The organism is Planktosalinus sp., assembly GCF_059864935.1.
This window is the reverse complement of the sequence record NZ_JCBCCK010000307.1, coordinates 1-5,768: the sequence shown is the minus strand read 5'-3', so window position 1 is coordinate 5,768 and position 5,768 is coordinate 1. Positions and strand designations below refer to the sequence as shown.

The following is a 5,768-nucleotide window of genomic DNA, read 5'->3' as shown; positions in this document are numbered from 1 at the left end:
GAATAGTATAGGAAAATCTTAAATTTACCCTACAAAATAGATTTTAAAACGACAAATTAACTACTTGCGGATTTGAGGAAATATATATAAAATATGTTTAGAGCCACATAACTTATGGCTGCAATAACATAAATATGTAGTATTAAAATAACTTAATTTGTTTTTCAAAAAAATGAATCATCCCCATATTAATTAATTAAAGCTTCAGATTTTAGTTAAAAGTAATTTTTACAGATACTTTGATATACTGTAAGAAAAGAAATCTGCATTTCAATATGAAGCTAAGGTGTTTAAAGTGGGTAAACCTGTCGCAATAATGCAACAACATCAACAGTCATATATTTAGAATGATATTGATTATGAACAGTAAATTTAATAAAGGGGCGATTCTAGCAATCGCCCTTATTTTCACAACTTCAAGCATATTTTCTCAAGATATAGATTCAGAGAATGACCCTTTTGAAGTTTTTAAAGAGTATAAACAATGGGGGCTTACACTATCTCCCCGGATTTATGATAAGGCAAAAACCGAAGTTATTAATGGAGTATATGACATTGAAACAAAAAACAGCATAGGTTTAAGCTTGGGGTTTGACTATATTATTTATCCTTCAAGACAGTGGTCGTTTAGAGCAGGTGCCAGAGTTAGTTTTTTAAGCCCTGAAAACTTTAACATATCACTGCCAGTAGAAGAGTTAACTCCTTGGAGAGATGAGCCTTTTGATGAAGATTTAAAAGATTTGGCAATCTATTTTTCTGTGCCTCTTGAAGCAGAATGGAAATACCCTTTAGCAAAAAATAAATTCCTTTCTTTAAGGAGTGGTATTGAAATTATGTTTTATAGCGATTATGAAGCTTCTACAGGATTACTAGTTGATCCATATAATGATGATTCAAATGAAATGTTTTTCATACTCAATAAAACATCAAAACATACGATTCATCCTTTTTTTAAATTTAGTCCCGGTGTATATTTTGTTTTTAATCCATTTATTTTACAAACCTCACTGGTTTATCAAAAAAACTTGAGATCAATTCATAAAGGAAGTTTCAGCTTTTCAAACCTTGCACAATCCAATTCGGGGTCAGGCACTTATGATTACTCAGGTGATTTTATGGGGATTGAACTTACCTTTTTATTGAAGAAGAAAAAACATAAATCTAAAAACTAATTTTAAAATGAAAAAAATAACCCTAATCACCCTACTATTGCTTACTACAGCAGTGATTTTTGCACAAACTACAGCTATCCCAGACCAAAACTTTGAACAAGCACTTATAGACTTAGGTCTTGATGATGTGATTGACGGGCAGGTTTTAACTGCAAATATCAGTGGAGTTACTTGGCTTGATGTTGCTGATTATGATATAGAAGATTTAACGGGTATTGAAGATTTTACAGCTTTGGAAATACTCGAAGCAGATAATAATTTTTTAACTACTATTGATGTCTCCAATAATGTTAACCTATATGCATTGTGGCTCGATTACAATCAATTGACTTCAATTGATTTGTCTAATAATTTAAATTTGCAACAAGTTATTTTAGACGTAAATCTCATCACTACTATAGATGTAAGTTTTCTAGTAAATTTAAGCAGCCTGTGGATTGATGAAAACTTAATCGGAAGTTTAGATTTAAGTAATAACCCTCTATTGGATGAATTGTATTGCAGTTTTAACCCTAACCTTTCCTTTATCAACATTAAAAACGATAATAATGGTATTCTCGAAGAGTTTTATGCTGAAGGAATAGCCTCGGGAGCCTGTATCCAAGTAGATGACGCTGCTGCTGCCACAGCAGGCACGGTTTTTCCATACAATTTATGGGAGGTGGATCCCACTGCCATTTTCTCTGAAGACTGTAGTTTATCCACTTCCGGCTTTGCTCAATTTGAACTAACTGCTTACCCCAACCCTACAACAGATATGCTATATATCAATACAAATGAAACGCTTTCATATTCCATTTTAAGTATGGACGGTAGGGTTATTCAAAAAGCAAAAACACTTTTAAGTAATGAAATATCTTTTGGACATCTTAAGACAGGGGTTTATCTTGTAAGGTTCCAAAACACTGACAATCAATTTAAAACCATAAAAGTTAGTAAGAAATAATTAAAACTCAAATTTCAATTGGACAACAACCGTTTCTTGTTTGGAGGCGGTTGTTGTTTTGTCGGTATTTAGGTTGGAGAGCAAATGCTAAGGAAAAGCAAAGGGTTGCAAAATTTTAAAAAACAAAGCCTGGTTATTAAATGAGTGGTCTATTTGGTATGATCGTCTTCAATTATGAATTTCAGCCAATTGTTTAATTCAGCCAAATAGTTTTCAATAATTTCCCAAACAATTTCATAATCAATTCCAAAATAATCATGTACTATTCGGTTGCGAAATCCGCGAATTCTATTCTACTCAATTTCAGGGTGTTCATCTCTAAAATTTAAGTCTATTCGGTTTGCAGCTTCTCCAATTATCTCAAAGTTACGAATAACCGCATCCAAAGTTTTTTCATCAGCTATAAAGGAATCAAAATCAAGTCCTAAAGTGTATCGATTGATCTTTTGAGTCGCATGAAGCATATCTTCCAACAGCAATAATGTATCTCGCTTAGACATAAATCAAATCAGGATCAATTGATTTTAAATACTTTTCCTTAACACCTTTTTTAGAAACCAAATCAACTTTAAACCCTACAATTTGTTCTAATTCATCTGCCAAATCAATAAATCGTATTCCTATTTTATCTGAAAACTCTACAAGTACATCTAAATCACTTCCCTCATTTTGCTCTTTACGTGAATAAGAACCAAAAATTGCCATGGATTTTATGGGGTATTCTTTAAATAATCTGTGTTTATGAATACCTAATTCACTTTTTATTTCTTGCAGTGTTCTCATAACTCAAAAATACCAAATTTTAATTAATCATATTCAATTTGGTCATATATAACCTAAAAATTGTCAAAACTCAAACCGCAACTGTACGGCAACTGTTTCCTTTTTGGAGGTGGCGGTTGTTTTTTTATCGGTATTGAGGTTTGAAAGCGATATCCCCAACAACCGCACTGAGTCAAGTGTTCTTTCCTGAAACAAAAGTTCTTTCACGGTTTCTAAAATCAAAGCTTTGTCTGAAATAAAATAAGGCAAGGTTTTACTACGTGTTTGCAAAGTGAAGTCACTATACTTAATTTTTAGTGTAATGGTTTTCCCGGCAACTTTTGACTTTTTAAGCCGGTGTTCAAGCTCATCGGCGATGTCTTGTAAACGTTCCAACATAAATATTTCTGAAGAGATGTTTTCAAAAAATGTGCGTTCAGCCCCCAATGATTTTCTGATGCGGTTGGGTTTCACTTCACTTTTGTGGATGCCACGTACTACATAATAGTAATATGCCCCGCTTTTCCCAAAGGTTTCCGTGAGGTATTCAAGCGATTTGCTTTTCAAGTCTTTTCCTGTGAAAATGCCAAGATTGTACATTTTTTCCTGTGTGACTTTCCCCACACCATAAAATTTCCTGATGTCCAGGGTTTCAAGGAAACCCAAAACTTCTTCAGGACCGATTGTTTTTTGACCGTTGGGCTTATTGATATCACTGGCCACTTTGGCGATAAATTTATTGATTGAAATCCCTGCTGAAGCAGTCAACCCGGTTTGTTCAACTATTTTTTGCCGGATTTCTTTCGCTATAAGCGAAGCACTGGGGTTGCCTTTTTTGTTTTCGGTTACATCGAGATAGGCTTCGTCAAGAGATAGCGGCTCAACCTTATCTGTATATTCCAGAAATATTTTCCTGATTTTTTGGGAAACTTCTTTATAACGTTCAAAATTTGATTTGACAAAAATCAGCTCAGGACACAATTTTCTTGCAACCACGCTGGACATTGCACTGCGCACCCCAAACTTTCTTGCTTCATAGCTTGCTGCGGCCACCACGCCACGATCAGAGCTGCCGCCAACTACAATGGGCTTGCCACGCAGCTCAGGATTGTCCAATTGCTCTACTGAAGCAAAAAAGGCGTCCATATCCACATGGATTATTTTTCTCATTGGAATTTCGTCGTGCATAAAACAAAAATACTGTAATTTTAGGTCTATGAATTTATTCAAATCCAATTAATCAATTTTTTCAAAGATTATTGAAATGACAAAATTGCCTGAAAATGAATTATTTCAAGACCTTAGTCAAATTATTGAACAAGGCAAAAAGCACCTATCCAAACAAGTAAATAATACAATTACTTTGGTTTATTGGCAGGTTGGTAAGAGAATTAACACTGAAGTTTTAGAAAATGAACGAGCATCCTATGGAAAAGAAATAGTAGTTTCATTGTCGCAACAATTATCTCAAGTATATGGAAAATCATTTCAAGAAAAAAATTTGAGGCGAATGATGCAGTTTGCCCAAGTGTTTTCAAATTTAGAAATTGTCGCACCGCTGGCACGACAATTAAGTTGGACACATTTTACCATACTCATCCCCATAAAAGAAACAAACAAAAGGATGTTTTATGCCCACAATGCCGCCGAAGAATCTTGGAGTAAAAGAGAACTCACTCGCCAAATTGAACGCAAAGCTTTTGAACGCAAAGAAATCGCTAAAACTCAATTAGTTCAATCATCAATAGAGATACAAACCTCATTTAAAGACCCTTATTTTTTGGATTTCCTTGGGTTAAAAGAAGGCTATTTGGAAAATGATTTAGAGGGCGCTATTCTTAAAGAGTTGGAACATTTTATTTTAGAGCTTGGAAAAGGGTTTACTTTTGTGGAACGGCAAAAAAGGATGATTATTGATAGTGAAGATTTTTATCTGGACTTATTGTTTTTCCATCGAAAACTAAAACGCCTCATCGCCATAGAATTGAAATTGGGAAAATTCAAAGCTGCATACAAAGGACAAATGGAACTTTACTTAAAATGGCTGGATAAATATGAAAAGCAAGATGGCGAAAACCCCCCTTTAGGATTAATACTATGTGCTGAGAAAAGCAGTGAGCAAATAGAACTACTGGAAATGGGCAGAGATGGAATTATGGTAGCTGAATATTGGACTGAATTGCCTGAAAAGTCTTTGTTGGAAACTAAACTGCATCAGGCTTTTATAACAGCCAAAGAAAAAATAGAACAAAATAAATCTTTGGAGTAAAGAGGAACTGAAATGAAAAAAACAGCAATCATTTTAGGCGCCACGGGTTTGACAGGCGGTATTTTACTCAACCTTTTGTTGAAAGACGAACGGTATAGTAAAATCAAATTGTTTTCCCGCAGTAGTGTTGGTATCCAAAGCCCAAAACTTGAAGAACGCCTCATTGATTTATTTGAGCTGGAAAATCATAAAAAGGACTTTCGGGCAGATGAGGTCTTTTGTTGTATTGGCACTACCAAATCAAAAACACCTGATAACCGCACTTATAAAAAGATTGACCATGGGATCCCTTCCGCTGCAGCGAAACTGTGCAAGGAGAACAACATCAATACCTTTATAATAATTTCGGCAATGGGGGCAAACCCCGGCAGCAAGGTATTTTACAACAAGATCAAAGGCGAAATGGAACGCGATGTCCTCAAACAGAAAATACCTGAAACATACATTTTACAACCCGGATTAATAAGTGGAAAAAGGAATGAGACCCGAATTGGCGAATCCATTGCCAAAATACTTTTTAAAATATTAAATCCCATTATCCCCAAAAACTACCGCACCATCTCTCCGGAAACGATTGCAAAAGCGATGGCCGTTCTTGCTAACCAAGGATATTCCAAAA

6 protein-coding genes and 1 pseudogene are annotated in these 5,768 nt (G+C 34.7%); 4 read left to right on the top strand and 3 right to left on the bottom strand.

The features are described from left to right. Positions 1-359: 359 nt before the first annotated feature. Positions 360-1,172, top strand: a complete 813-nt coding sequence (locus AC6F75_RS09980; RefSeq protein WP_500714879.1) for an NAD(P)-dependent oxidoreductase — start codon at positions 360-362, stop codon at positions 1,170-1,172. Between the two features lie 7 nt (positions 1,173-1,179). Continuing rightward, on the top strand, positions 1,180-2,118 hold the full coding sequence (locus tag AC6F75_RS09975) for a T9SS type A sorting domain-containing protein (protein ID WP_500714878.1): 939 nt from the start codon (positions 1,180-1,182) through the stop codon (positions 2,116-2,118). 149 nt (positions 2,119-2,267) lie between these two features. On the opposite strand, the pseudogene AC6F75_RS09970 reads toward AC6F75_RS09975, so the two are convergent. The 3 genes and pseudogenes from AC6F75_RS09970 to dinB all read right to left on the bottom strand — a co-directional run bounded on the left by AC6F75_RS09970 (position 2,268) and on the right by dinB (position 4,068). Then, positions 2,268-2,582: pseudogene (locus tag AC6F75_RS09970) on the bottom strand (HepT-like ribonuclease domain-containing protein). 28 nt (positions 2,583-2,610) lie between these two features. After that, positions 2,611-2,901 carry a nucleotidyltransferase domain-containing protein gene (locus AC6F75_RS09965; RefSeq protein WP_500714877.1) on the bottom strand — a complete coding sequence of 97 codons (291 nt, stop codon included), beginning with the start codon at positions 2,899-2,901 and terminating at the stop codon, positions 2,611-2,613. Between the two features lie 63 nt (positions 2,902-2,964). Beyond that, complete coding sequence (dinB, locus tag AC6F75_RS09960) at positions 2,965-4,068, bottom strand: DNA polymerase IV (protein WP_500714880.1); 1,104 nt, start codon at positions 4,066-4,068, stop codon at positions 2,965-2,967. A gap of 76 nt (positions 4,069-4,144) precedes the next feature. Here dinB and AC6F75_RS09955 point away from each other — a divergent pair, with 76 nt between their 5' ends. Next, positions 4,145-5,149: a PDDEXK nuclease domain-containing protein gene (locus AC6F75_RS09955; protein ID WP_500714876.1), complete on the top strand. Its 1,005-nt coding sequence runs from the start codon at positions 4,145-4,147 to the stop codon at positions 5,147-5,149. A 12-nt stretch (positions 5,150-5,161) separates the two neighbouring features. After that, positions 5,162-5,768: NAD(P)H-binding protein (locus tag AC6F75_RS09950; protein WP_500714875.1), on the top strand; the 607-nt coding region annotated here is incomplete at its 3' end.